Raw genomic sequence first — 24,514 nt, forward strand, 5'->3', positions numbered from 1 at the left:
TCAAGGCAGATTCTGGCGCCGGGCACTGCTTCAGATCGGTAATACACCTGTCGATAACCGGTGCAATTCCCACTCTGGATGCCCCATGTCTGTTGCCACACCGAAATTCGTCAGCCTGCAAAGCAAGCTGCTCGGCGCGCTCGCGCTGGGTCTGTCGGTCATCCTGCTGTGTGCCCTCGGTGGTTTGGGCACGGCGTGGCTGAGCCTGTCGGGCAAGGTACCGCCGGAGGTGGCGCAGGCCTCCAGCAGCGAGGAGATCACCCGCGACTTCCGCCTGCAGGTGCAGGAGTGGAAGAACGTCCTGATCCGCGGGCGCGACCCGGCGCAGCTGGACAAGCACCTGGGCGCCTTCCGCGAGCAGGGCAGGAAGGTGCAGGCAGGCACCGAGGCGCTGGCCAAGGCAACCCGGGACCCGCAGGTGCGGACGCTGGCGCAGGACTTTGCCAAGGCGCATCTGGGCCTGCAGCGCCACTACGAAGCAGCGCTGGGCAGGTTTGCCGAAGCCGGTTACGACACCCAGGTCGGCGACCAGCTGGTCAAGGGCCAGGACCGCGCGCCCAGCCAGACGCTGGAAGCGCTGGTGACGCGCAGCAAGACCCTGGCCGATGCCGCGGTGCTGGCCGGTTCGCAATCGGCGCAGCACAAGCTGGTGCTGTCGGCGGTGGCCACCATCGTGGCGGCGTTGTGCCTGGTGGCGGTGCTGGGCTGGTGGATCCGTCGCTCGATCGTGCGCCCGATCGAACACGTCGCACGCGCGGCGCGCCAGGTGGCAGCCGGCGATCTGTCGGCGCGTGCAGCGGTCAGCAATCGCGATGAAATCGGTCTGCTCGGCCAGGCCATGGGCCAGGTGGTCAACACGCTCAGCGATGTCTCCACCGCGCAGGCCGACATGGCGCAGCGCCACGAAGCCGGGCAGATGAGTTACCGCATGGACGCGCAGGCCTTCCCGGGCGCGTACGGCCGCATGGTCGACGACACCAATGGCCTGATCGGCGCACAGGTCGGTCTGATCGGCAACATGCTGCAGGTGATGCAGCATTACGCCGTGGGCGACATGTCGGTGGACATGCCGCGCCTGCCGGGCGAGAAGGCGCAGATCACCGAGGCGATGGACACCACCAAGCGCAACCTGGCGGCGATCAACGGCGAAATCCGTGGCCTGGTCGACGCGGCTGCGGCCGGCGACTTCGCCACGCGTGGCAACGCCGAGGCCTACCAGTTCGAATTCCGCGCCATGGTCAGCGGCGTCAACGGCCTGATGCAGAACGTGGACCAGAACCTGGCCGAGCTGTCGCAGCTGCTCAAGGCGATTGCCGATGGCGACCTGACCGCGCGCATGCACGGCAACCAGCAAGGCGTGTTCGCGCGCATGCGCGACGATGCCAACGCCACCGTGCAGCGCCTGACCGATATCGTCGGCGACATCACCCTGGCCGCGCAGACCATCCGCACCGCCTCGGCGGAGATTGCTGCCGGCAACAACGACCTGGCGCAGCGCACCGAACAGCAGGCCGCCAACCTGGAAGAAACCGCCGCCTCGATGGAAGAGCTCACCTCCACCGTGCGCCAGAACGCCGACACCGCGCAGCAGGCCAGCCGCGGCGCGCAGGCGGCCGCGGAGATCGCCGGCCGCGGCGGCGAGATGGTAGCCAGCGTGGTCGACACCATGGGCGAGATCGAGGTCTCGTCGAAGAAGATCGCCGAGATCATCAGCGTTATCGACGGCATCGCGTTCCAGACCAACATCCTGGCCTTGAACGCGGCGGTGGAAGCCGCACGGGCGGGCGAACAGGGACGAGGCTTTGCCGTGGTCGCCTCGGAAGTGCGCGCGCTGGCGCAGCGTTCGGCCGGCGCGGCCAAGGAGATCAAGCACCTGATCGATGCCTCGGTGGACAGCGTGGAGCGTGGCAGCGCGCGCGTGGATCAGGCCGGGCAGACGATGCAGCAGATCGTGCAGTCGGTGCAGCAGGTCACCACCTTGATCGCGGAAATTTCCGCGGCATCGCGCGAGCAGTCGTCCGGCATCGAGCAGGTCGCCCGCACGGTCAACGACATGGACGAAACCACCCAGCGCAATGCCGCACTGGTGGAAGAGGCCTCCGCCGCGGCACGTGCAATGCAAGAGCAGGCGGTGGAACTGAGCGAAGCGGTAGCGGTGTTCCGTCTGGATGCACGCCGGCCGCGCCTGGCGGCTGCGGCGTGACCGACGAATGTCGTGGTTGCCGTCGGTGCGAGGGAGCTCCTGATCGGGCCCCTTCGCGCCGAAGTGCGTAGAGCAGCAGTCGTCAGTGCGTAGGCTTGTACGGAATGATAAAAAAAGCGCGTATCTGTTTTTGATGAGGGCTTGTTGAGGTGCGACATAATCATGCCTGGACCTTGCAAGTCAGCGGTTTCGCCTAATCTAACAAGGTCCGCGTGGCCTTTTGATGGCCCGGAGACGGTAGTGATGCCGTTTCCGGTCTCACTGATCAACGGCGTGGAAGGACCTGGGTTAGGGAAGACTCTGCAGTCCTGTCACTTCGCTCGCGTGATTGGCGGATCCATATCGCCCTGGTACTGCTTTCCGAAGCATCTGCGCAATCGCTGATCGCGCTCGCGTTGGTTGCAGGGTCGTTCCAGCGCGCCGGTCAGCGACAGCGCGGCACCGGCGAGCTTGGAACGAAAGGCCCAGGTCTGCTGAATCTCGCCGCCGTCCGGCGTCCAGTCACCAGCAAAGCGGGTGGCCTGATAGTCCACCGGCGCGGCGCGTTGCATGAAATTGCGTGTGGGCGTTGCCGTATCGACGACGGTGGCCGGTAGTGAAAGATTCAACGACTGCGAAGTATTACCAGATGTAGCGATGGGGCTGTCTGATGAGCGTGCTGATCGACGCATGTCCACCTGTGGCAGTGTTTGCGTGCTGCGAGGCATCGCAGCGCTCGCTGTATTTACCACGCGTCGCGACGATGGCGACCGAGTGATCATGCCGGGCGGTGATGCCTGTGGACCGGCTGCTTGCAGCGGGCGCGGTAAAAACACCAGCGTCATGCGCGGTGAGCTGCTGCGCTGGCGATCGGTTACAGCGACCGGCGGTATGCGGCTTAGCCAAAGCGCGAATACACCATGCAGTGCGAGCACCAACAAGATAGCAAGGGCGGGTTCGCCTTGCCGATCGCGTGGACGGTGCTGTGTTGCAGGTTCCATCCGATCACGTCCGTGTGCGCTGAACGCGAGCGTATCGACAGCGCCATTGGATTTGCGTTACGCGCCGCGGCGAGCAGGCGCACTTTGCCTGCAATCTCGCTTGGTCCTTGCCTGCCCACCGTCGCGGGACCTTGAGCGGCATGGATGCCGCGCCAGAGCCTACACGGACGTACTTGCGGCGTGTCCCGCGATGGTGGGCAGGCAAGGGCCCTGCAGCCAAGCCGCAGATCAGCCGCTTTGCAACGGATCTATCCGCGCTGTCCAAGCACGTGCGATGACAGCGGGGGTAACAGACGGGAGCAGGGTCGGCTGTTGCGCACTCGACGGTTGTTGAAGGACGTCAAGTTGTGCTTGCCACGCGTTGCTGGTGACACACACGGCAAAAGGCCAGGCAAATCTCACCACCCAGACATCACCCCGCTTCGCGCATCCGGGCGGTCAGGCCCTTGAGGAAGGCGCGCAGCAGCTGGTCGCCGCAGGGGCGAAAATTCTTGTGGCCGGGCTGGCGGAATAGCGCGGACAGTTCCGGCTTGGACAGCGGGAAGCCGGCGCTGGCGAAGATGGCGTGCATGTCCACGTCTTTCAGCTCGAAGGCCACGCGCAGTTTCTTCAGCACCAGGTTGTTGCCGACACGGGTTTCCAGCGGACGTACCGGCTGGCTTTCGTCGCGGCCACGGAAACGCAGCACCAGGCCGTCGAGGAAGCGCGCCAGCATCGCGTCGGTGCAGGGCTCGAAGCCGGGCTCGTCCTCCTTCTTCAGCCAGGCCTGTACCTGCGGCTTGTCGAGCGCGAACTCCGGGTCGGCCAGGTGGGTGATCTCCACTACCTTGTCGTCGCTGAGGTCGAGCATGTAGCGGATGCTGCGCAGTACATCGTTGTGGATCATGACAATTCCGGGGCCCCGGCCTGTCGCCGGAAAGGCGCCATTCTACGGGGCCGATGCGCAACGCGGCGTATGCTCCGCCGGTCCGTTGCCGAAGCGGCTGCCGCTCAGCTGCCGCGGTAGGTGGAATACCCGTACGGCGAAAGCAGCAGCGGCACGTGGTAATGGCCGTCGTCGGCGATGCCGAACGCGATCGGGATCTGCTCCAGGAATGGCGGGTCCGGCAGTGCGGTGCCGGTGGCACGCCAATAGCCGGCCACCTCGAACTCCAGCCGGTAGCGGCCGGGTTGCAGCGTGAGCGCGGCCAGTTCGGGGCAACGCCCGTCCTGGTTGGTGACCCCGGCAAAGTGCAGGCCGGCGCCGGCGAACAGGCGCAAGGCGATACCGGCGGCGGGGCGGCCCGTGGCCGTATCCAGCACGTGGGTGGAGAGCGTGCTCATGCCACCGCCTGGGTCGGTTGCGGCCATTGGCCGATGAACTCGGGCTGGTCGTAAGCCAGGTAGCTGTCGACGATGGCCTGGCGGTCGTCCAGGAACAGCTGATCGGCCACCGCGCGGGCCAGCCGCGGCAGCGCGACCTTGAGCCCGGACAGCGCCGCCGCCGACGGGCCGTGGTTGATCAGCGCCGAATAGTTGAAGGCGAACACCCCGTGCAGCAGCGCGGCATCCTCGGGCGTGCGCGGGAGCAGTTCGAAGCCCGGCCCCAGGTAGGGATGTGCATCCAATACCGGATTGGCCTGGCCCGGCGGCGGCTGGTAGCGGTCGGCCCAGCAGGCGATGCGCCCGGACAGCGCGGCCAGTTCCGGGCGCAGCTGCGGGTCGGTGACCAGGCCGGTGGCAACGGCGAGGAAGTCGAAGCGATGCTCGCCCTGCGGCGTACGGACCACTACTTCGCCATCGCGCTCGGCCACCTCCAGCCACGGCGCGCCCAGGTGCAGCGCAAAGCCGGCATGCGCGCAGGCGCGTTGGAAGGTGTCGTTGGTCGGCGGCTGGTTGTGTGCGAAGAAGCTGGCCATCATCCGGTACTTGTCCGCATCCGGCAGCGTGAGAAAGCGCGGAATGATGCCGGCCTGTTCCATGTGGCGGAACGGATTGATGCGCGGCAATGCACTGCGGCGCACGAACACCTCCGCACTGGCGACGCCTTGCTCCAGCGCGAAACAGGCATTGTCGAATGCCGAGGCGCCGCCGCCCAGGATGCCCACGCGCTTGCCGGCCAGCGCGGCGAAGTCGATGTGGCCGGAGGTGTGCGCGTAGCGCTGCGCGGGCAGGGCGCGGCTGATCCAGTCCGGCACCATCCATTGGCCGCCGCCCTGGATGCCGGTGGCCAGGACCAGCTTGCGCGTGAGCAGCGGCGCGCCCATGGCCAGATGCAGGCGGTGGATGCCCGGCGCCACGTCCGGCTCCACGCGCGCCAGCTGGGTGGCATTGCGCACCGGCAGGCGCAGCACCGCGCGGTACCAGCGCAGATAGTCCATCCAGCTGCCGCGTGGAATCTTGTCCAGCGCGTCCCAGCCGGCGCTGCCGTGCTGGGCTTCCCACCAGGCGCGGAAGGTCAACGAAGGCACGCCCAGGTCGATCGAGGTGATCTGCTTGGGCGTGCGTAGGGTCTGCATGCGCGCATAGGTCACCCACGGACCTTCCTGCCCCGCGGCGTTTTCATCGATGACCAGCACGTTGTGCACGCGCTCGCGTTGCAGTGCGAATGCCGCGCCCAGGCCGCTCTGGCCGGCGCCGACGATGACCACGTCATACACGTGCCCGGCCGGATGCACGCGCGGCTGCGTCCATGCATCGCCGCCGTGGGCCAGGCGTTGCAGATCGTGGTGGAGCTCGCGTTCGAGTTGGGCCAGGCTCATGGCAGTGCCTCCAGGCGCAGGTGAACGATCTTGCCGATCTCGGCGAGGGCGGTGGACAGTTCTTCGCTGCGCGATGCATCCAGCCGGCGTTCCAGTGCGGCCAGGATGCCGGCCTTGTCGTGCAGCCGCACGCAGATCACGAACGGAAATCCGAATCGGTGGCGATAGGCCTGATTGAGCGCGTGGAAGCGCTTGAACTCGGCGTCGCTGAGCCTGTCCAATCCGGCCGCGGCCTGCTCGGCCGCCGACGCGGCGGTGAGCGTGCGGTCGATCGCCGCCTTGCCGGCCAGCTCCGGATGGGCGCGGATCAACGCAACCTGGTCCTCCTGCGACGCGTCGAACACCACCTGCATCAGCCCGCGGTACACATCGGCGAACGGGCGCCGCCGTGCGGCGCGTTCGACCACCCACGGCGAATGCTCGAACAGCTCGCGGTAGCGTGCCACGAAGGCGGCATCGTCCAGCATGTTGTCGTCGATCACGCTCATGCATGCGTCCCCTGCAGCGAGACATGCGCGGCCACCACCTTCCAGCCGTCGGAAAAACGTACCCAGCTCTGGCTCTGGCGGCCGCGCGCGCTGCTGCCGGCACGAACGAATTCCGCATGTGTGGTGGCGAAGTCGCGACCGAAGCCATGCACTTCCACATGCACGAGCTGTCGTTGCGGCGAGCCACCGCGGCCGATGCGGAAGGCACGGATCGCCTCGATGCCGTACAGCACTTCGCCCACGCCGTAGCGCACCGTGCTGGGTGCGGGGTGGAACAGCGCGTCCATTGCGGCGATGTCGTCGTCCATCAGGGCCTGTTCGTACGCGTGGAAGGCCGCGGTCACTTGCGCGATTACCTCGGGCAGGTCGATGTCGGTGGTGTCGATGCTCATGCCGGATGGACCTGCAGCCAATGCCGCGCGATATCGATGCGGCGCGCAATCCAGGCATCACCGCTGGCCAGCACGTGATCGATAAACCGTGCCAGGGCCGCGGCACGCGCCGGCTTGCCGACGATGCGCCCGTGCAGGCCGACCGACAGCATGCGGCCGCCCTCGCTGCGCAGTTGCTCGAAGCCATCGCGCAGGTAACGAAAGAATGGCTCGCCATCGGCAAAGCCGTTGTAGGCGACGAACTTCATGTCGTTGGCGTCCAGTGTGTACGGCACGATCAACTGCGCGCGGCCGTGGCGCGTGTCGTAATACGGCACATCGTCGGCATAGCTGTCAGCGTCGTAGACAAAGCCGCCTTCTTCGGCGACCAGGCGCGCGGTGTTGGGGCTGGTGCGGCCCTGGTACCAGCCCAGTGGGCGGCTGCCGGTGACACGGGTGTGCACGGCGATGGCCTGCGCGATATGCGCGCGCTCGGTGGCCTCGTCCACCCGCTGGTAGTCGATCCAGCGCAGGCCGTGGCTGGCGATTTCCCAGTCGGCCGCCTGCATCGCGGCCACCGCCTCGGGATTGGAGGCCAAGGCCTGCGCCACGCCGAACACGGTTACCGGCACATTGCGCGTGGTGAACAGCCGATGCAGCCGCCAGAAGCCGGCGCGGCTGCCGTATTCATACAGGCTTTCCATCGCCATGGCGCGCGCGCCGGGCTGCGACTGGGCGCCGACCATTTCCGACAGGAAGGCTTCCGAGCCGGCATCGCCGTTGAGCACGCAGTTTTCCGCGCCCTCTTCGTAGTTGATGACGAACTGCACCGCGATGCGTGCGCCCCCGGGCCACTGCACCGCAGGTGGGGTGGCGCCATAGCCGACCAGGTCGCGCGCGGTGTTCATGCATGCGGCTCCGCGTGCCAGGCCGCCAGGGCGGCGTCCACCGCCAGCCCCGGTGTGCAGGCGTAGCCTTCGGCGCGCAGCACCGCTTCCAGCGCGGCCAGGGTGATCAGCACCTTGTGCTTCATCGCGTTGTAGCCCATTGCGCCGATGCGCCAGATCCTGCCCTGCAGCGGGCCGAACGCGGTGCCGATCTCGATCTCGAAATCCTCGCGCATGCGTCGGCGCACCGCATCGCTGTCGATGCCGGGTGGAATCACCACGCCGGTGACATTGCTCATGCGGTGCGCATCGTCGCCGAACACCTCCAGCCCCAACGCGCGGATGCCCGCGCTCACCGCACGCCCGGCGGCGGCGTGGCGGGCGAAGCGGGCATCCAGGCCTTCCTGCAGCGCCACGCGCGCACATTCGCGGGCGCCGTACAACATGGTGGTGGCTTCGGTGTGGTGATTGAGGCGCTTGTCGGACCAGTAATCCATGATCATCGCCAGATCGAAATAATTGGAGGCGATGCGCGGCCCGCTGCCGTCGACGATGTCGGCGCGCACGATGCCGCGTTCGACATGGCGGCGCGCGAAGATGGCCTCGGCCGCCGCGTTGGAGACGGTGATCGGTGCCGAGCCGGACGGCCCGCCCAGGCATTTCTGCAGGCCGCCGGTGACCACGTCCACGTCCCAGCGATCGCTGGCGATCTCCATGCCGCCGATGGTGGCAGTGGCATCCACGTAACTCAGCGCGCCGGCCGCGCGGCACAGCGCGCCCACCCCATCCAGCGGCTGGGCCATGGTGGTGGAGGTGTCGCCATGCACGGTGGCGACCAGCTTGGGGGCCACGCGCTCGATCGCCTCGGCGATTGCAGCAAGCGGCACCACTTCGCCCCAGGGCGCATCCACGGTGTGCACGTCGGCACCGAGCCGGCCGAGGATTTCGGTGAGCAGCAGGCCGAAGCGGCCGAAGTTGATCACCAGCACGCGGTCGCCCGGGCTGACCAGCGACACCAGCGCCGCTTCGATACCGGCGCGCGCGGTGCCATCGACCAGAAACGTCCAGCGATTCTCGGTGCCGAACAGCGGCCGGTACAGCGCCATCACCTCGTTCATGTAGGTGGTCATTTCCGGGTCGAACTGGCCGAGCAGGTCGGCCGCCATCGCGCGCAGCACACGCGGATGCGCATTGACCGGGCCCGGGCCCATCAACAGCCGTTGCGGGGGATCGAGCTCGCCGAAGGTAGGTAGGTGACGCAGATCAGGTGACAAGGGGATCTCCCAGGTGTTCGATGAAGTGGCGCATGACCGCCAGTGCGAGCTCGGCATCGGCCGGGGCCACGTGTTCGTCCGGATGATGGCTGATGCCGCCGGCGCAGCGCACGAACAGCATCGCGGTGGGGCAGAGCGCGGCCATCACCATCGCATCGTGGCCGGCGCCGGACACCAGCTGGCGTGGCGCGATGCCCTGTGCAGCGACTGCGTGTTGCAGACGGGTCATCAGCGTCGGTGCGCAGGGGCTGGCGGCCAAGGTCTGCAACGGGTCGATGGCGATGGCGATGTTGCGGGTTTTGCTGATACGGGCCAGTGCGCGTTCGATCTCCTGCACCGCCGCATCGCGCGTTGCGTCGTCGCCGGCGCGCACGTCCAGCGTGCAGTCCACCCGGCCCGGCACCACATTGGTGGCGCCGGGTGCGACGTTGAGCTTGCCGACCGTGGCGACCAGATCGTCGCTGCCGGTGCGTGCAATCCCTTCGATCGCCAGCAGGGCCTCGGCAGCGGCGCTCAATGCATCGCGACGCAGGGCCATGGTGGTGGTGCCGGCGTGGCCGGCGCGGCCGTCGAAGCGCAGCGCAAAGCGCCGCTGCGCCGCGATCGCGGTGACGATGCCGACCGGCAGGCCTGCCGCTTCCAGCACCGGGCCTTGTTCGATATGGGTTTCCAGATAGGCCAGCACGCTCCCGGGCGCGCGTGCGGCCTGCTGGATCTGGGCGATATCCAGGTCCCACTCCGCCAGCGCTTTGGCCACGTCGATGCCGGCCGCATCGGTGACCGCCAACGTGGCGGGGTCGAGCGTGCCGGCAACTGCACGGCTGCAGAACATCGAGGCAGGAAAGCGCGACCCTTCTTCGTCGCCGAAGGCGATCACCTCGATCGCGAACGGCAGGCGCCGCCCCTGCGCATGCAGCGTGGCGACGCATTCGATGCCGAGCAGGATGCCGAGCGGGCCGTCGTAACGCCCGGCATCGCGGACGCTATCCAGATGGCTGCCGATCAGCAGCGCCGGTGCGTCGGCGCGTGCGCCTTCGTAGCGCCCGACCAGATTGGCCGCTGCATCCAGCCGCACCTGCATGCCGGCCTGGTGCATCCACTGGCCCACCTGTGCAACGGCGGCGCGATGCGCCGGGCTGAGCCAGGCGCGGAACAGCCCGGCGGGTGTGTCGCTGTAGGGCGCCAGTCCCAGGGCATCGCAGCGGGCAACCGCGCGTGCGCCCGAGCAGGGGGCGGATGAGGTGCGTTGCGCGCTCAGCATGGGGTGCCGTGCGAATGTGGTGTTCTGCCGGCGCTGCCAGGACCGCGATGCGACAGGAACTGGTGCATGAGGCCTCCGCAGGCGGCGTGAAAGGGTGAGCACGCTGGGCGGTCCATTGCCCGGCGATTGCCCGGTGACATCGTGGCGACAGGCGCGCGTGGCAGGCGGCGCCTGTCGATTCGACTATACGAACCGGCCCTGTCACCCCAAAGCGGTTTTTTTAGGGGTGCGCGTTGCAAAAAATGCGACAGGCAGCTGGTACTGCGTTGTCTCCCTTCTTCCGCCGGGAGAAGGAGCCCGCAGGGCGGACGAGGGGGCGCCGCACAGGGCTGTCAGCCCTCGCAATGACAAACGCGCCGCCACGCGGCTTCAGAAGTGAACATCGCCTGCTTTGCCATTTGCCCCTCACCCGAACCTTTGCGCAGCGCCCCTGTCCGCGCTGGGCAGCCGACTGCATCGGGCTGGAGTTCCTGACCGGCGACCTGGTCGAGAAATCGCTGGCGCGGTCGCACCACTGCAAGCACGCTCGTCGCGTGCAGGCGCTGCATCAGCGCCACCAGCGGGAGAAGCGCAGTCCACGCGGTCTCCATGGCACCAGCTGCTACAGTTTCCCGTATTCCATGAAAGAGATTCACCAATGGCGCGCGACAACTTCAAGGACCTGTTGGCGCTGATCGCCATCGTTCGCGAGGGCAGCTTCACCCGTGCTGCCGCCAAGCTGGGGGTTTCGCAGTCGGCGCTGAGTCACACCATCCGCGGGCTGGAAGCGACGCTGGGTGTGCGCCTGCTGACCCGTACCACCCGCAGCGTGGCGCCGACCGAAGCCGGCGAGCGGCTGATCCAGACGGTGGCGCCGCGCTTTGCGGAAATCGAGGAGGCGCTGGCTGCGCTCGGCGACATGCGTGACACCCCCGCAGGCACCGTGCGCATCACCGCCACCGACTACGCCGCGCGCGCGATCCTGTGGCCCAAGCTGTCCGGGCTGCTGCGCGACTACCCCGAAATCAAGGTCGAAATCGTGGTCGACAACGGCTTGACCGACATCGTCGCCGACCGTTACGACCTGGGTGTGCGGCTGGGCGATCAGGTCGAGAAGGACATGATCGCCGCGCGCATCGCGCCGGACATGCGCATGGCCATCGTCGCCGCGCCGTCCTATCTTGCGCGCCGCCCCGTTCCCAGGACGCCGCAGGACCTCACCGCGCACAGCTGCATCAACCTGCGCATGAAAACCGCCGGCGGCATCTATGCCTGGGAGCTGGAAAAGGACGGCCGCGAAGTCATCGTGCGCGTGGACGGCCAGCTGACCTTCAACGGCACTTACGAAGCACTGGACGCGGCGGTGGACGGCTTCGGTATCGCGCTCGTGCAGGAGGATCTGGCGCGCCCGCACATCAAGGCCGGGCGGCTGCGCTGGGTGATGAAGGACTGGTCGCCGACCTGGCCGGGCTTGCACGCGTTCTACCCCAGCCGCCGACATTCCTCCTCCGCCTTCAACCTGGTGGTCGACGCCTTGCGCTACAAAGGCTGATGGATCTGCCGCGTTGCCGGCAGCGCCGATGCGCGCAGCCTGCACAGCTGGCAGCGGCCGATCGTTCCGGTGCGATCGCAGCATGGGCGCATGCCTGGGCTGCGCTCGCGCAAACCGAAGTCGGTGTCGAACGAAGGTGGCGCATCACGTTGCACGATCACCTACGGATGCGCGGTTGATGAGCCGGCTTCATAGGGCTGTGCTGATCCAACAGCTTTATCGCCGCCTACTGCCTGCGTAAGCTGCGGCACCTCCAGACACACGCACGCACGAGCCGCAGCATCCGTTGCTGCATCGCGCCCGTCGTGCGTCGCTGCGGTGGCAGGTCGATGCAGTGCATCGCTGCCTGCAGCGCATTCCTTCCGGGCACCACGTTCGCCATCGAGCGCCGCGTCAGCGCGTTTGCGGCGTGGCGTTCGTTTCGCATCCTACTTCGCACAAGGGCCCACTATGCAAGCCAGTTTGCTCACCGATCCATCTTCGCGCGCCGCACCTGTCGCAACACGCCGTTCCTGGAGCGCGGTCGGCTCGATGTCGCTCTGCGTTGCGCTGCTGATCGCTTCCGAGTTCATGCCGGTCAGCCTGCTCACGCCAATCGCTGCCGATCTGCATGCCAGCGCCGGCATGGCCGGCCAGGCGATTTCGATCTCCGGCCTGTTCGCGGTGGCCGCCAGCCTGCTGGTCGCACCGTTGTCGTCGCGCTTCAACCGGCGCCATGTGTTGCTCGCCCTGACCGGGGTGATGTTGGTGTCGCTGCTGTTGATCGCCAACGCGCACAGCTTTGGCATGTTGATGGTGGCGCGTGCGCTGCTCGGCATCACCATCGGCGGGTTCTGGGCGTTGTCCACTGCCACGGTGATGCGCATCATGCCCGAGCATGCGGTGCCCAAGGCCTTGGGCATCATATTCATCGGTAACGCGGTCGCTGCCGCATTCGCCGCGCCCCTGGGCAGCTATCTGGGCGCCACCATCGGCTGGCGCGGGGTGTTCTGGGGCATGTTGCCACTGGTGGCGCTGACCATTCTCTGGCAATGGCGCAGCCTGCCGTCGATGCCCGCGCAGGGCGCCACCTCGCTGGGTGGCATCGTCACCTTGTTGAAGCGTGGGTATGTGGCGCGCGCCATGCTGGCGATAATGCTCGGGTTTGCCGGCGCGTTTTCTGCGTTCACCTACTTCCGCCCGTTTCTGGAAACCGTTGCGCAGGTCGATGTGTCGCAGCTGTCGTTGCTGCTGCTCGGCCTGGGCCTGGCCGGATTCGTCGGGACCTATGCCGCCACCGCGCTGGTGCCCAAGCGCTTGTTCACCCTGCTCAGCGTGCTGCCGGTTGCATTGGGTGTGGCGACCATCAGCATGTTGCTGGCCGGCCATCTGGTGTGGGCCGTGGCCGTGGCGATGATTGCCTGGGGCACGCTCAATTCGGCGATGCCGGTGGCCTGGTCCACCTGGCTGAGCCGCTGCGTCAAGGACGCACCGGAAAGCGGTGGTGGCCTGATGGTGGCCGCAATCCAGCTCTCGATCCTACTGGGCGGCGCCGCAGGCGGCGTGCTGCTGGATCATGTGTCGATCGGCGCCACCTTCGTCGGTGCCAGCGTGTTGCTGCTGGCCTCGTCACTGGTTGCGGGGCGGGGCGATCGTTTGCAGCCGTGAGTGCCGGCGATTGCGCGATGCAGCGCGCAGTGCGTGGAGGCCAGTTCGTGCCACGCAACGACGCGAGGGCGGTAGCGGATTTTCTGAAGCGCATCACGAAGCCCACGAGCGCGCGTGCCTTGCGCGGCGGTGACGTTTGCCATCGGCCACAGCCCGCGGCCCATGCTCAAGCTGTCTGCGTCGGCATTGCTGCGCGGCGCTGCTGCCATTCGAGCAGCGCCGGTCTGATGCCGAGAGCCAACGGAAGGCGTTGGCGAGCGCACCGTTGTCAGCAAGCGCAAGCACGCTTGGCAGCTGTGCAGCCGTGAGCGTGCTCCTGGCGTTATTTCCAACAGTCCACTGTGAGATGACAGGCACCTCACACCAACGTGGAGCTTGCCAGGCTCAATCCGCCGACAGCGATCCCAGCGTGAAGCCGGACACGGCATTGAGCTTGCCGCGCCAGAGCACCCCACGGTTGCTGGGCAGGGGCTGGCCGCCGGGCGAGAAGCACCGCGAGTCGATCAGGTGGAGGAACTGCGGCGGCGTGCTGCTCTGCTCGGCATCTTCTTCGGTGTCGTAGATGCTGGCGTGGCTGGCAAACGCACGGCGGATATCCTCTTTTTCCTCGGCATCGCCGGGATAGGCGGCAGAGAATTCCTGCGCAAACGCCTCGAAGTACTGCTTCCCGCTGACCAGCTGGCCCGACACGATGATGCCTTCGACAAACAGCGTGATGCCGAACTGCACGTTCGAGGTGTTGACGGTGGCAACCAGCTTCTGCAGATACCAATCCACGCTCTGGCCGTCGAACGCCAGCTTGACGTCCTCCAGGTTCGGTTGATTGTCGTCTTGCTCTGTCATGTGGCTCTCCTTGGTGGAAGGGTTGATGCGTGTGTCGAATAAGCGCGGCGACATCCCTCTTCATCGCCCCGCATGCCCAAAAAAGCAAGCGCGTCCTGTGCAGCGATCGGCGCGGCTGGGTCCGCCATCATCGCCTTGGAGAGCATGCCCGGAGTCTATGCCATGTTCCGCCCTGGCTGGAGTCCTGATCGCTAGCGCTCGTCTCTGCCAGCGTGCAAGCCGCCGCTCCGGCGCGATGGCGCAGCTGGCTGCCGGCAACGTCCACCCCTCACCGAGGCAGATGCAGGACGCCCACAAGCCCCGACTATCACCACCCGGCCGCCGCACCATCGGAGCGCGGATCGCTTGCCCCGCTGAGCACGCCGTCCACTTCGCGCACCAGTGCGCCGGCGTGTCCCATCACCGAGGTGTAGGCGGGCAACAGCTCCACCGCATGCCCGGCATCGCGCAGTGCCTGTACCAGTGCCGGATCAAAGCGGTCTTCCAGCTTCAGTGACGTGCTGTCTTCGCCCCAGGTGCGGCCGAGCAGCCAGCGTGGTGCGGTGATGGCCTGTTGCAGCGGCATGCCGAAGCGCGCGTAGCGGGAGAAGATCGCGGCCTGGGTTTGTGGCTGGCCTTCGCCGCCCATGGTGCCGTAGGCCATGACGCGGCCGTCGTCGAAGGTGGCCAGGGCAGGGTTGAGGGTGTGGAAGGGTTTGCGGCCCGGGGCGAGCGCGTTCCAGCCGTCGGCGGCGAGGCGGAAGCTGCAGCCACGGTTCTGCCAGGTGATGCCGGTGCGCGGCAGCACCAGGCCGGAGCCGAATTCGAAATAGGTGGACTGGATGCAGCTGACCGCGCGGCCGTGCGCGTCGATGGCGCCGAACCAGACGGTGTCGCCGGCCTGCGAGGGCTGCGGCCAGGGCAGTGCGCTGCGCATGTCGATGCGTGCGGCGAGCGCATCGAGCGCGGCGCTGTCATCGAGCAGCGCCTGTGCGTCCAGCGTCATCCAGGCGGGGTCGCCGAGGTGCGCGTCGCGAATCAGGAAGGCCTGTTTGGTGGCTTCGATCAGGCCGTGCAGGTGCGCATAGCTGTCGGCGTGTTCGGCCTGCAGGCGATCGAACAAGGCAAGGATCAGCAGCGAAGCGAGGCCTTGCGTGGGCGGCGCGTGGTTGTAGAGGCGTGCGCCGTGGATGGCGACCGAGAGCGGTACGCTGGGCTCGGCGCGATGACTTGCGAGATCGTGCGCGCGCAGCGGGCTGCCGAGCGCCTGCAGGTCGGCGGCGATGTCCTCGGCCAGTGCGCCGCGATAGAAACTGTCCAGGCCCTGGTCGGCCAGCCGCTGCAGGGTGTGTGCGAGCTGCGTCTGATACAGCAGTGCGCCTTCGTGCAGCGGCGCGCCGTGCGGTTCGAAGATGCTGGCGTAGGCACCGGGTTGCACGCGCAGCTCGGCGCTTCTACTGGCGGCGATCTGCGCACCGCCCAGCGTGACCGGCACGCCGGCACTGGCGTGGTGGATGGCGTCCTGCAACAGGCGCTGCAGCGACAGGCCGCCGCCTGCCTGTTGCAGGGCCAGCGCCCAGCCGGAGACGGTGCCGGCGACGGTATTGGCCGCGCCCGGGCCGCGCCACGGAATGCTGGCGTGGCCGCGATAGAAGTCCAGGGTCGCAGCCTGTGCAGCACGGCCGCAGGCGTCGATGGCGTGCACGCGGCCGTCGGGGTCGTGGATCAGCCAGAAGCCGTCGCCACCGATGCCGGTCATGTGCGGGTAGACCACGGCCAGGCAGGCGGCGGTGGCGACGGCGGCTTCGATGGCGTTGCCGCCGTCGCGCAGCACATCGCGCCCGGCCTGCGCGGCAAGGTGATGCGGGGCCACGACCATGCCGCGGCGTGCGCGCAAGGTATGCAGCATCAGCGTGTCTCCGCTGGCGGGCTGAAGGCGAGCAGGCCGTCGCGTTCGAGGTGCGCGGCGAGCGCGAACAGGCGGTCTTCGCGGCCGGGTGCGGCAATCAGCTGCACGCCCAGCGGCAGGCGATCGGGGCGCGGCAACGGCGCGGCCAGCACCGGGCACGCGGCCAGGCCGAGCGGCTGGGTGAAGATGCCCAGGTTGGCGCGTGCGGACACCGGCAGGCCGTCGATCTGGATGCTGTCCTGGTCGATGCGCGGTGCCACGCAGGGTGTGGCCGGCGCGATCAATACATCCACCGTGTCCCAGAGGCGCTGCATGGCCGCGCCAAACCACTGCGCGAAGCGGTGCGCATCGGCCACCGCGCTGGCGGGCAGTTGCAGGCCGGCGAGCAGGCGGTCGCGGGTGGCCGGGTCGAATTGCTCGGCGTGCGTGCCCAGGCCGGCGCGATGGCGGTGGCCCCCCTCGGCGGCGGTGAGCACGAACGCGGCGGCGCGGGCGCGCTCTGCGTCGGGGAGTTCGATCAGGGCGGTGCTATTGCAGGCGGTGAGCAATCCGCCCAGGCCGGCGTCCAGCGCGGGATCCAGGTTGCGCTGGAACCAGCCGCCCAGGCGGGCGATGCGCAAGTTGCCGGCAGTGCAGTGGGCCAGTGGCTGCCCCAGCATCACTTCGTAGACGCGGCGCAGGTCGGCGATGGAGGTGGCGAACGGGCCCACCACATCCAGCGCATCGACGAAGCCGAACACGCCCTCCAGCGGCAGCGCGCCGTGCGTGGGACGCAGGCCGTACACACCGCACAGCGCGGCAGGCACGCGGATGGAGCCGTTGGTGTCCGAGCCCAGCGCGAATGGCACCAGCCCGGCGGCCACCGCGGCGGCCGAGCCGCCCGACGAGCCACCGGCCAGATGACGGTGATCGTGCGGGTTGGCGGTGGTGCCGTAGTGCGCGTTGACGGTGGCAAAGCCGTAGGCGAACTCGTCCATGTTGGCGGTGCCGACCAGCACCGCGCCGGCATCGCTCAGCCGTTGCACCACGGCCGCATCGCGGCTGGCGGGCACGCACTGCGCACGCACGGCGGCACCAGCGGTAGTGACCTGGCCGGCGACGTCGAACAGATCCTTGACCACGAACGGCACGCCGGCCAGCGCACCGCCGTCGCTGCCACCGGCCAGCGCGGCCTGCACGCGCGCGGCATCGGCGGCGGCGCGTGCGGGCAGCAGGCGGGTGATCGCGCGCAGGCTGTCGTTGGCCTGGTTGATGCGCGCCAGCGTCTGGGTGGCATGGCGTGCGGCCAGCGTGGGCTGGCTGCGGGTGGTGCCGACGATGGAGGCGATCAACCCGCGCGCAGTGGCGGTGTCCGGCGCGGCGGGGCGCGGGGCGTTGAAGCTGGCGAGCAGCTGCGCGTGGCCACGCAGCACCTCGGTATTGCGATCGATGCCGGCCTGCCACTGCGCTGGAAGTTGCATGGGGTCACCTGGTCGAGGGCTGGGAGTCGGGATTTGGGAGTCGGGAGTCGATGTCGCGGCCTGCAGGTGGTGCGAATGCGCCGCTGCTGAACCGGCCGGTGGGCTGCGGCGGATGGTGCAGGATGCACAGATGCGTCAAGTGAGCTGCGGTTGCTGCCACGACCAAGGTGGATGACAGGCGCGGCGTTTCAGCATTGCCAGTCAATCGCCACGGCTCGGGGGCGCAGCCTCATCCGCGCCTCGGGCATCTTCTCCCGAGGGGAGACTGGGGAGCGGCAAGCCGACTGCCGGTGGTTGCGGCGCAGTGAGGTGGTCGACCAGCAATTGCTCGAACGCCGGTACATCCACCGCGTGCACCACCGTCTGCGCCTGCTCGCCCAGCCCCGGTTGATACCCAGGTGCCCACGACAGGATGTCGCCGTAGCCTGCATCGAAGGCGGTGTTGGTATCGACATAGAGCGTTTCGGTCCGTGTCGCCAGCTCCGGGCGCAGCCATACCGCGGTGGCCAGCTCGTCCCACATCGGAAAGCCCGGTTCGCGGCGCCGCAATGCGTGGCCGATGCTGGTATCGGCAGCGCTCATGCGCGCAAGCAGGTCGGGCGTGAGTTCGGTTGCGGTCGATGGGTCCACCGGCACCATGGTGATCTTGCGCCAGGGGGCGCGCATGACGATGCTGGCCGCTTCCGGATCCCAGCGGATATTGAATTCGCGGCGTGGCGAGTTGACGAACTCGCGTGCGAACTGCTGCGCGCTGATGCTGTTGCGTTGCTGCCGCGGGTTGAGGCTGCCGCCCATGTAGACCAGCTCGCGCGCCAGCGTGGCGAAGGCCGGATCCAGCGATTGCGCGAGTGCCAGGTTGGTCAACGGGCCGGTGGCAATGATGCTCACCTCGCCCGGATACTGGCGCACCATGCGCAGCATGAACAACGCGGCTGGCTCCTCACGCGCGCGCACCACGCTGGGATTGCCCAGTGCCAGCTCCGGCACCACGTCGTGGGCGTGATAGCGCGGCGCGCTCTGCACGGTGTCGCCGTCCACCCAGTGCCTGGTCCATGCCCCTTTCCAGACCAGCTTGCCGTAGAGCGCTTCCCAGCGCTCGGTGGCCAGCTCGCTGTTGAGCAGCGGATGCACCGGGCCGGGCAGCACGGGGATGTCGGCATGACCGGCCAGTTCCAGCAGGCGGCAGGTATGCGCCAGCACCTCGTCGCGCCAGATGTTGCCGCTGACCGCGCTGATGCCCAGCACCTCGACCTCGGGCGACTGCAACAGCAGCAGCTGCGCAGGCGTGAAGCCATCGATGTCGTCTTCGAGAATGACGCGGCGTTTGGAGGAGGGGGTGTGCGGGTGAGTCATTGCGTTTTTGTCGTGGAAGGTGGGATGCATTGCAGCGGCGATGGATCGGAAGGCGCGTTGGCAGGAGCGTGCCTGCGCGCGATGTGGCGTTACCGGGAAAGCCCGTTCGCGCTCGGGCGCGCTCCTACATGCAACAGCGTGCGTTCGTACTGGGCCAGGTCGGTTTCCAGCTGCCATTGCAGCCGAGCCTTCTCGCTGCCCTGGCGGAATGCTCGACAGGCAGTATCATCGGTGTCGCGCTGCAACGCGGTGGCGCAGGCCTGCGCAGCGTTACCGTCGGCATCCCACAGGCTGGCGCCCGGCAGGAAGCTGTAGGTCAGGCCGTTGCGGGCCAGCTGCTTGAGCGTGGGGTAATCGATGCCTTGTTCCTGCATCGCGCGTTGATACTCATGGGTCATGTCCGCGCGGGAGACGCCGGCATCGTCGGTGGACAGCACCACCGGCACACCGGCGCGCAGATACATCGCCAGCGGATGCGCGGCGCCTTTGACGCCAAGGATCACATCGTTGCTGGTGAGGTTGATCTCTACCGCAACCTGTTGGTCGCGCATGCGCTGCAGCAGTCCATCGACGTCGTCTTCGTAGGGCAGGTCCACGCCGTGCCCGATGCGGCGTGCACCGACATCCACCGCCTGGCGGATGTGCGAGCGCAGTTGCGCCGGCGGCACTAGGCCCAGTGCCAGCTCGCCGGCATGCAGGGACAGCGGCACGTCGGGATAGCGCGCGGCGAAGAAGCGGAACATCGCCATGTGGCGGGTGTAATCGGCCAGCGCCACCGGGTTGTCTTCGGGCGCGACGATGTTCAGCGCCACCGCGCGGCTGCCGCCGGCGGCGATCAGCGCGTGCGCCAGCGCCATCTGCCCGAACACCATCGGCTGCGGCAACACGCGCAGCACATAAGGCACGTAGCGGTACGTCACCTGGCAGCCGGGACGCGCAGTGGGCTGGTCGCAGTGCAGCACACGGCGCACCTGCGCGTCGGTGTCGGCAAGCGCGGCTTGTGCGGCCTGCACCAGGGGCGGCAAGGCATCCTGCAGGGCGCGCAGGTTGGCCGCGTCGTCGTCGCCCTGCCAGGGCAGGGACTGCATCTGTGTTGCCGCCTGGTCCATCTGTGGCGGGTTGGCGATGATTTCCACATACGGCACGCGGTCGCGCGCGGCCTGTTCCAGCACCGCGGCCACGGTGTCGGCAACGCGCATGCGCACCACCGCGTCGAACTTGCCGAAGGTGCTGAAGAACTGGTCGTGTCCGGTGGGCTGCGACGGGCTGGGCAGGAACTTGCGCATCGACAGGGCATCCACCAGCTGGCCATACAGCGCGGCATTGCGCGTGGCCAGGTCGCGTGCGGGCTCCTGGCCCTTGGCGCACGGCGGCGCGCGCAGGCTCAGCTCGTCCAGTTGCACGCAGGCGCCATCGTCGCTGGCCCACTGCAGGTAGTCCTCGGCATGCACCGAGCCGGACAGATGATTGTGCAGGTCGCCGCCCTTGGGCATCGCCTGCAGCCAGGCACGCAGTTGTGCAGGGTGATCGGCGGCGGTGCGCAACAGCTGCGCCACCTGCTGCTCGCGTTGCTGTGCAGGCAAGGCTTGGTTGCGTGCCTGCGCAGCGGTGGGCAACAGGACGCATAACGCCAAAAGCAGGCTGCGATGAACGATGGACATGCGTTGGAGAACTCGGAAAGAAAAAACAATGGCGCAATCACGCCGCCGGTAGACGCAAAGCATGCCTTGCAGCGCGGTGGACGGCCAGCGGTTGAGGTGGTTTAGGTTGGCACGAGAGATCACGCCGGGCGCACGTTGCACGGGTGAGGCTGCAAGACACCTACGCGTTGCATGACGTAACGCGTGAGTAGCTGCGCATGTCGCCCGCCAGATGCGGAGCCTGGCTTCCAGCGCTGCGGCTTGCGGACGCGCTGCATTGCATGCTGCGCGTCCGCATAGTTGGCGTGACACGCACAGCGGCGATTGCAAACAATCGCGTTGCGTGGATGGAGCGCTCTCCGACGTCGGGCATACGATACGCGCGGGAGCCTGCGCGGTGCGCACTGCATTGCTGTCCCGGACGGACACAGTGCCCTCGCGACGCTGGGCAGCGTGTCGGGCCCATCGGCATCGCGGGTTGTCATGCGCCGTGGTCGCCGGCTGCATCGGTCAGTGCAGTCGTCACGCGTGCACAGCCGTGGTGGCAATGTCACTGCTGAGGCAGTCACGACAGACAGGCACCTTCAAAGATCCAGCACCAGCCGCGGCGTGCGGCTACGCGAACAGCACAGCGTGATCTGCCGGTTCTGTGCGTGCTCGCTGTCGCTGAGCACACTGTCGCGGTGGTCGGGCGTTCCGGCAATCACGCCGGTCAGGCAGGCGCCGCACATGCCTTGCTCGCAGGACAGCGGTACCTCGATGCCGGCATCCAGCAGCGCGCTGGCGATGCTGCACTCGGCCGGCACCTGCACCACGCGGCCGCTGGCGGCCAGCTCCACTTCGAAGGCGCTGTCGGCATCGTGGGCCAGGCCGGGTGCGGCGGCGGCGAAGTGTTCGCGGTGCAGTTGCTCGGACGTCCAGCCGTGCGCCTTGGCGAGCGCCGTGAAATGGTCCATGAAGGCGGCCGGCCCGCACAGGTACAGCTGGTCGCGCGCACGTGCCTGTGCCAGTTCGTCGGGCACATGCACGCGCGGGCTTTCGCCGCCGTCGCTCAGATGCACCTGCACCTGGCCGTGCGTGAAGCCCTGCTGCAGCCGCTGCCCGAACGCCACGTCGGCGTGCCGGCGCGCGTAGTAATGCAGCACGAAGGGCTCGCCACGCGCTTCCAGCGCTTCGGCCATCGACAGCAGCGGGGTAATGCCGATGCCGGCGGCCAGCAGGACGTGGCGCTCTCCCGGATGCAGGGGAAACAGGTTGCGCGGTGTGGAGATGCGCAGGCGGTCGCCGGTGCTCAGCTGCTCGCACAGATGCCGCGAGCCACCGCGCGAAGCGTCGGCCAGCTTCACGCACAGCAGATAGTGGTCGCGCACATGCGGCGCGCTGGCGATCGAATACTGGCGGATCATGCCGTCGGGCAGATGCAAATCCACATGCGCGCCGGCCTCGAAGGCCGGCAATTGCGCGCCGACCGGCTCCAGCCGGATTGCGCGTTGGCGATGGCCCTGGTCGACGACCTCGGCAACGCGCACCTCGTGCAACTGCATGGCGTGCTCCTCGGCTTTCAGCGCAGGAAAAAGTCGCTATAGCCCTGGCTGCGCAGGCCACGGCGATAGGCGATGGAACTGCGGTCGGCCGGGATATGCACTTCCAGCAGCGGGTCCAGCGGCAGGTATTCGGGGCGCTGCGCCTCGACCATGGCGCGGTCTTCCTCGAACACGCGCAGGTTGAAGGCGTGCACGTCCTCCACCGGCAGATGGGTGTCGAAGTTGCGCGCAATCGGCACCAGCAGGCGCGTCTTGTGCTTGGACACCGGGCTGGCCGCGTTCATGATCACCAGCCGCTTGCCCGGCACCGGGAAGTGGATGGTGAGGGTGGCGGTGAACGGCAGGTGCACCTCGAAATGGCGTAGCCACTGGAAGTCGGGGTCCACGTCCGGCAGCGGCATGTCCACCGAATAATTGGCCACCGAGCTCAGATAGTCGGCATTGAAGCCGGTCGGCGTTTCGGTGGTGGTGTAGGCCGGCACCTCGCGCTTGTCCGGCTGGGCAAAGGTGGCGGTGTGCACGAAGGCGAAATGCGCCACGTCGATGAAGCCTTCCAGCTGGCGCGCGGCACTGCCGCCGATATCGAACGCCGGGCAGACGATCTGCTGGAAACCCTCCTCGTCCCAGCCCGGCATTGGCGGGATCTGCACCTCGGCCTCGCTGACGCCGGCCGGTTTGGCCAGGCAGACCCAGATCAAGCCATAGCGCTCGGCCACCGCATAGGTGTGCAGGCGCATCTTGGCCGGGATGTTCTGATTGGGGCTGGCCGGGATGTGGTTGCAGCGCCCGCCCGCGCCGAAGCGCAGCCCGTGATAGGCGCAGACCACGCCGCCGCCATCGGCGGTGCCCATGCTTAGCGGCACGCCGCGGTGCGGGCAGACATCGCGCGCGGCCACCAGCTCCTCGCCCAGCCGGTACAGCACCAGCGGCTCGTCCAGCAGGGTGGCCTTGAATGGCGCCTCGCCCACCTCGCTGCTCAGCGCCACCGCGTGCCAGTGCTGGGCCAGGCGTTGCCAATCGGCGGCGGCGAAGGTGCAGTGCAGCGGCAGGGCGGGGACGGCGACATCCATGGGTCCAGTCTCTGGCGGAGGGCGGGAGCGGTGCCGGATTGACTCTAGGAAGCCGGGGGTGTGTTATCAAACATCGATTTTCAGCCAAGCCATTGCAAAAAATGCAACACCAACCGGGCCCCGCCGCATGCTGACCTTTTCCCGCTTCACCCGTTACTTCATCGAGGTGGCCCGCTGCGGCAGCATCCGCAAGGCCTCGGAGGTGCTGCACGTGTCGGCCTCGGCGATCGACCGGCAGATCCTCAAGGCCGAGGAAGAGCTGGGCGCGCAGCTGTTCGAGCGCCTGCCCGGGCGGCTGCGGCTGACCGCCGCCGGCGAGCTGCTGCTGGTGGACGTGCGCGGCTGGGAGAAGGCCTACGCCCGCACCCTGGAGCGCTTCGACGAGCTCAAGGGGCTGCGCCGCGGGCATGTGGAGATCGCCATGATCGACGCGCTCAGCGAGGGCGTGGTGCCGGAGGCGGTGGCGGCGCTGGTGCAGGAGTACCCCGGCATCACCTTCAACCTGTCCACCGCGCGCAACCAGCGGGTGATGGAAATGGTGACCTCGGCCGATGTGGACATCGGCCTGCTGCTGGACCCGGTGAGCAGTGTGGACCTGGAAGTGCGCGCCTTTGCCGACATCCCGCTGGGCATCGCGATGCCGGTCGGCCACCCGCTCAGCACCCGCACCGAGCTGCAGCTGAGCGAGACGCTGGAACACCGCCTGCTGCTGCCGGCCGCGCCGTTGATCGTCGGCGAGCATGCCAAGGTGCTGTACCAGCGCCAGCACATCGACGTGAAGCGGCTGACCCACTGCAACGACGTGCGCACCTTGCGCGGGCTGGTGCGCGCCGGTGCCGGCGTGGGCCTGATGTCGTGGCTGGATGCCGCACCGGATGTGGCCGACGGCCGGCTGGCGTTCGTGCCGTTCCGCCGCCACCTGACCAAGCCGATGACGCTGGCGCTGTGCGTGGCCCCGCAGCGGCAACTCTCGCGCTCGGCGCAGCTGGCGATCCAGGCGCTGGCGGCGAAGATCGATGCGATGGTGGTGCCGGTGGTGGGGTGAGTGTGCTGCGCAAGCGGCCCTCACCCCTGCCCCTCTCCCGCAGGCGGGAGAGGGGAAAGGCCGTGCGTTCGTGCAGGCCGATGGCATGCAGGTACTGCCACTCGCATGCAGGTACGCCGATACACGCAGCTCGCGCAGCGCGTTTCCCTTCTCCCGCTTGCGGGAGAAGGTGCCCGCAGGGCGGATGAGGGCATACCGGTACTGCCATTCGCATGCAGGCACCGCCGATACACGCAGCTCGCGCCGTGTGTCTCCCTTCTCCCGCCTGCGGGAGAAGGTGCCCGCAGG

Annotated in this window: 21 protein-coding genes; 4 read left to right on the forward strand and 17 right to left on the reverse strand. The window is 67.9% G+C overall.

The features are described from left to right. Window positions 1-85: 85 nt before the first annotated feature. Window positions 86-2,203 carry a methyl-accepting chemotaxis protein gene (locus CPBF1521_RS01475; protein ID WP_164740025.1) on the forward strand — a complete coding sequence of 706 codons (2,118 nt, stop codon included), beginning with the start codon at window positions 86-88 and terminating at the stop codon, window positions 2,201-2,203. A gap of 311 nt (window positions 2,204-2,514) precedes the next feature. Here the strand turns inward: CPBF1521_RS01475 and CPBF1521_RS01480 are convergent, their stop codons facing one another. The 10 genes from CPBF1521_RS01480 to CPBF1521_RS01525 form a co-directional block, all read right to left on the reverse strand. Continuing rightward, complete coding sequence (locus CPBF1521_RS01480) at window positions 2,515-3,027, reverse strand: hypothetical protein (protein WP_147295405.1); 513 nt, start codon at window positions 3,025-3,027, stop codon at window positions 2,515-2,517. 568 nt (window positions 3,028-3,595) lie between these two features. Continuing rightward, complete coding sequence (locus CPBF1521_RS01485; protein WP_016901421.1) at window positions 3,596-4,069, reverse strand: YehS family protein; 474 nt, start codon at window positions 4,067-4,069, stop codon at window positions 3,596-3,598. Between the two features lie 104 nt (window positions 4,070-4,173). Continuing rightward, window positions 4,174-4,533 (reverse strand): hydroxyisourate hydrolase, encoded by a 360-nt coding sequence (gene uraH / locus CPBF1521_RS01490; RefSeq protein WP_115675676.1) that lies wholly within the window; start codon window positions 4,531-4,533, stop codon window positions 4,174-4,176. Then, on the reverse strand, window positions 4,503-5,924 hold the full coding sequence (hpyO, locus tag CPBF1521_RS01495; RefSeq protein WP_115675677.1) for an FAD-dependent urate hydroxylase HpyO: 1,422 nt from the start codon (window positions 5,922-5,924) through the stop codon (window positions 4,503-4,505). Before hpyO ends, uraH begins: the two co-directional genes overlap by 31 nt. Then, window positions 5,921-6,412 carry a 2-oxo-4-hydroxy-4-carboxy-5-ureidoimidazoline decarboxylase gene (gene uraD, locus CPBF1521_RS01500; protein WP_115675678.1) on the reverse strand — a complete coding sequence of 164 codons (492 nt, stop codon included), beginning with the start codon at window positions 6,410-6,412 and terminating at the stop codon, window positions 5,921-5,923. Before uraD ends, hpyO begins: the two co-directional genes overlap by 4 nt. Continuing rightward, window positions 6,409-6,804: an oxalurate catabolism protein HpxZ gene (gene hpxZ / locus CPBF1521_RS01505; protein WP_115675679.1), complete on the reverse strand. Its 396-nt coding sequence runs from the start codon at window positions 6,802-6,804 to the stop codon at window positions 6,409-6,411. Before hpxZ ends, uraD begins: the two co-directional genes overlap by 4 nt. After that, window positions 6,801-7,691: an allantoinase PuuE gene (gene puuE, locus CPBF1521_RS01510; protein ID WP_115675680.1), complete on the reverse strand. Its 891-nt coding sequence runs from the start codon at window positions 7,689-7,691 to the stop codon at window positions 6,801-6,803. Before puuE ends, hpxZ begins: the two co-directional genes overlap by 4 nt. Further along, on the reverse strand, window positions 7,688-8,944 hold the full coding sequence (locus CPBF1521_RS01515; RefSeq protein WP_115675681.1) for a pyridoxal-phosphate-dependent aminotransferase family protein: 1,257 nt from the start codon (window positions 8,942-8,944) through the stop codon (window positions 7,688-7,690). The genes puuE and CPBF1521_RS01515 overlap by 4 nt, the downstream gene beginning before the upstream one ends. Beyond that, on the reverse strand, window positions 8,934-10,205 hold the full coding sequence (locus CPBF1521_RS01520) for an allantoate amidohydrolase (protein ID WP_115675682.1): 1,272 nt from the start codon (window positions 10,203-10,205) through the stop codon (window positions 8,934-8,936). Before CPBF1521_RS01520 ends, CPBF1521_RS01515 begins: the two co-directional genes overlap by 11 nt. Window positions 10,206-10,537: 332 nt before the next feature. After that, the gene (locus tag CPBF1521_RS01525) at window positions 10,538-10,795 is read right to left on the reverse strand and encodes a hypothetical protein (RefSeq protein WP_115675683.1); all 258 of its coding nucleotides are present in this window, start codon (window positions 10,793-10,795) and stop codon (window positions 10,538-10,540) included. A gap of 47 nt (window positions 10,796-10,842) precedes the next feature. Here CPBF1521_RS01525 and CPBF1521_RS01530 point away from each other — a divergent pair, with 47 nt between their 5' ends. Both CPBF1521_RS01530 and CPBF1521_RS01535 read left to right on the forward strand, forming a co-directional pair. Next, entirely contained in the window at window positions 10,843-11,736 is an 894-nt protein-coding gene (locus CPBF1521_RS01530; protein ID WP_115675684.1) for a LysR family transcriptional regulator, read from the forward strand. 450 nt (window positions 11,737-12,186) lie between these two features. Next, window positions 12,187-13,383: an MFS transporter gene (locus tag CPBF1521_RS01535; protein ID WP_115675685.1), complete on the forward strand. Its 1,197-nt coding sequence runs from the start codon at window positions 12,187-12,189 to the stop codon at window positions 13,381-13,383. Window positions 13,384-13,767: 384 nt separating this feature from the next. Here the strand turns inward: CPBF1521_RS01535 and gvpU are convergent, their stop codons facing one another. The 7 genes from gvpU to CPBF1521_RS01570 all read right to left on the reverse strand — a co-directional run bounded on the left by gvpU (window position 13,768) and on the right by CPBF1521_RS01570 (window position 23,181). Then, window positions 13,768-14,226: a gas vesicle accessory protein GvpU gene (gene gvpU / locus CPBF1521_RS01540; RefSeq protein ID WP_104583975.1), complete on the reverse strand. Its 459-nt coding sequence runs from the start codon at window positions 14,224-14,226 to the stop codon at window positions 13,768-13,770. Between the two features lie 307 nt (window positions 14,227-14,533). After that, window positions 14,534-16,114 carry a gamma-glutamyltransferase gene (ggt, locus tag CPBF1521_RS01545; protein ID WP_115675686.1) on the reverse strand — a complete coding sequence of 527 codons (1,581 nt, stop codon included), beginning with the start codon at window positions 16,112-16,114 and terminating at the stop codon, window positions 14,534-14,536. After that, window positions 16,114-17,574 (reverse strand): AtzE family amidohydrolase, encoded by a 1,461-nt coding sequence (locus CPBF1521_RS01550; protein WP_115675687.1) that lies wholly within the window; start codon window positions 17,572-17,574, stop codon window positions 16,114-16,116. The genes ggt and CPBF1521_RS01550 overlap by 1 nt, the downstream gene beginning before the upstream one ends. Before the next feature lie 201 nt (window positions 17,575-17,775). Then, window positions 17,776-18,927: a nucleoside hydrolase gene (locus CPBF1521_RS01555; RefSeq protein ID WP_115676471.1), complete on the reverse strand. Its 1,152-nt coding sequence runs from the start codon at window positions 18,925-18,927 to the stop codon at window positions 17,776-17,778. A gap of 89 nt (window positions 18,928-19,016) precedes the next feature. Continuing rightward, window positions 19,017-20,588, reverse strand: a complete 1,572-nt coding sequence (locus CPBF1521_RS01560; protein ID WP_181901065.1) for an adenosine deaminase family protein — start codon at window positions 20,586-20,588, stop codon at window positions 19,017-19,019. A gap of 563 nt (window positions 20,589-21,151) precedes the next feature. Then, entirely contained in the window at window positions 21,152-22,111 is a 960-nt protein-coding gene (locus tag CPBF1521_RS01565) for a PDR/VanB family oxidoreductase (RefSeq protein ID WP_115675688.1), read from the reverse strand. Between the two features lie 17 nt (window positions 22,112-22,128). Continuing rightward, the gene (locus tag CPBF1521_RS01570) at window positions 22,129-23,181 is read right to left on the reverse strand and encodes an aromatic ring-hydroxylating oxygenase subunit alpha (RefSeq protein WP_115675689.1); all 1,053 of its coding nucleotides are present in this window, start codon (window positions 23,179-23,181) and stop codon (window positions 22,129-22,131) included. Window positions 23,182-23,308: 127 nt separating this feature from the next. On the opposite strand from CPBF1521_RS01570, the gene CPBF1521_RS01575 reads away from it, so the two are divergent. Further along, on the forward strand, window positions 23,309-24,226 hold the full coding sequence (locus tag CPBF1521_RS01575) for a LysR family transcriptional regulator (RefSeq protein WP_115675690.1): 918 nt from the start codon (window positions 23,309-23,311) through the stop codon (window positions 24,224-24,226). Window positions 24,227-24,514 lie beyond the last annotated feature (288 nt).

This window comes from Xanthomonas euroxanthea (assembly GCF_900476395.1).
GTDB classification, from domain to species: domain Bacteria; phylum Pseudomonadota; class Gammaproteobacteria; order Xanthomonadales; family Xanthomonadaceae; genus Xanthomonas; species Xanthomonas euroxanthea.

Excerpts from the sequence above, each read along its gene's own strand:
- CPBF1521_RS01575 (WP_115675690.1), top strand. The coding sequence starts at position 23,309 with ATGCTGACCTTTTCCCGCTTCACCCGTTACTTCATCGAGGTGGCCCGC.
- hpxZ (WP_115675679.1), bottom strand. The coding sequence starts at position 6,804 with ATGAGCATCGACACCACCGACATCGACCTGCCCGAGGTAATCGCGCAA.
- CPBF1521_RS01485 (WP_016901421.1), bottom strand. The coding sequence starts at position 4,069 with ATGATCCACAACGATGTACTGCGCAGCATCCGCTACATGCTCGACCTC.
- CPBF1521_RS01475 (WP_164740025.1), top strand. The coding sequence starts at position 86 with ATGTCTGTTGCCACACCGAAATTCGTCAGCCTGCAAAGCAAGCTGCTC.
- CPBF1521_RS01530 (WP_115675684.1), top strand. The coding sequence starts at position 10,843 with ATGGCGCGCGACAACTTCAAGGACCTGTTGGCGCTGATCGCCATCGTT.
- CPBF1521_RS01555 (WP_115676471.1), bottom strand. The coding sequence starts at position 18,927 with ATGACTCACCCGCACACCCCCTCCTCCAAACGCCGCGTCATTCTCGAA.
- gvpU (WP_104583975.1), bottom strand. The coding sequence starts at position 14,226 with ATGACAGAGCAAGACGACAATCAACCGAACCTGGAGGACGTCAAGCTG.
- puuE (WP_115675680.1), bottom strand. The coding sequence starts at position 7,691 with ATGAACACCGCGCGCGACCTGGTCGGCTATGGCGCCACCCCACCTGCG.
- CPBF1521_RS01525 (WP_115675683.1), bottom strand. The coding sequence starts at position 10,795 with ATGGAGACCGCGTGGACTGCGCTTCTCCCGCTGGTGGCGCTGATGCAG.
- hpyO (WP_115675677.1), bottom strand. The coding sequence starts at position 5,924 with ATGAGCCTGGCCCAACTCGAACGCGAGCTCCACCACGATCTGCAACGC.
- CPBF1521_RS01480 (WP_147295405.1), bottom strand. The coding sequence starts at position 3,027 with ATGACGCTGGTGTTTTTACCGCGCCCGCTGCAAGCAGCCGGTCCACAG.
- CPBF1521_RS01550 (WP_115675687.1), bottom strand. The coding sequence starts at position 17,574 with ATGCAACTTCCAGCGCAGTGGCAGGCCGGCATCGATCGCAATACCGAG.
- CPBF1521_RS01520 (WP_115675682.1), bottom strand. The coding sequence starts at position 10,205 with ATGCTGAGCGCGCAACGCACCTCATCCGCCCCCTGCTCGGGCGCACGC.
- uraD (WP_115675678.1), bottom strand. The coding sequence starts at position 6,412 with ATGAGCGTGATCGACGACAACATGCTGGACGATGCCGCCTTCGTGGCA.
- CPBF1521_RS01565 (WP_115675688.1), bottom strand. The coding sequence starts at position 22,111 with ATGCAGTTGCACGAGGTGCGCGTTGCCGAGGTCGTCGACCAGGGCCAT.
- CPBF1521_RS01570 (WP_115675689.1), bottom strand. The coding sequence starts at position 23,181 with ATGGATGTCGCCGTCCCCGCCCTGCCGCTGCACTGCACCTTCGCCGCC.
- CPBF1521_RS01560 (WP_181901065.1), bottom strand. The coding sequence starts at position 20,588 with ATGTCCATCGTTCATCGCAGCCTGCTTTTGGCGTTATGCGTCCTGTTG.
- CPBF1521_RS01535 (WP_115675685.1), top strand. The coding sequence starts at position 12,187 with ATGCAAGCCAGTTTGCTCACCGATCCATCTTCGCGCGCCGCACCTGTC.
- ggt (WP_115675686.1), bottom strand. The coding sequence starts at position 16,114 with ATGCTGCATACCTTGCGCGCACGCCGCGGCATGGTCGTGGCCCCGCAT.
- uraH (WP_115675676.1), bottom strand. The coding sequence starts at position 4,533 with ATGGCCGCAACCGACCCAGGCGGTGGCATGAGCACGCTCTCCACCCAC.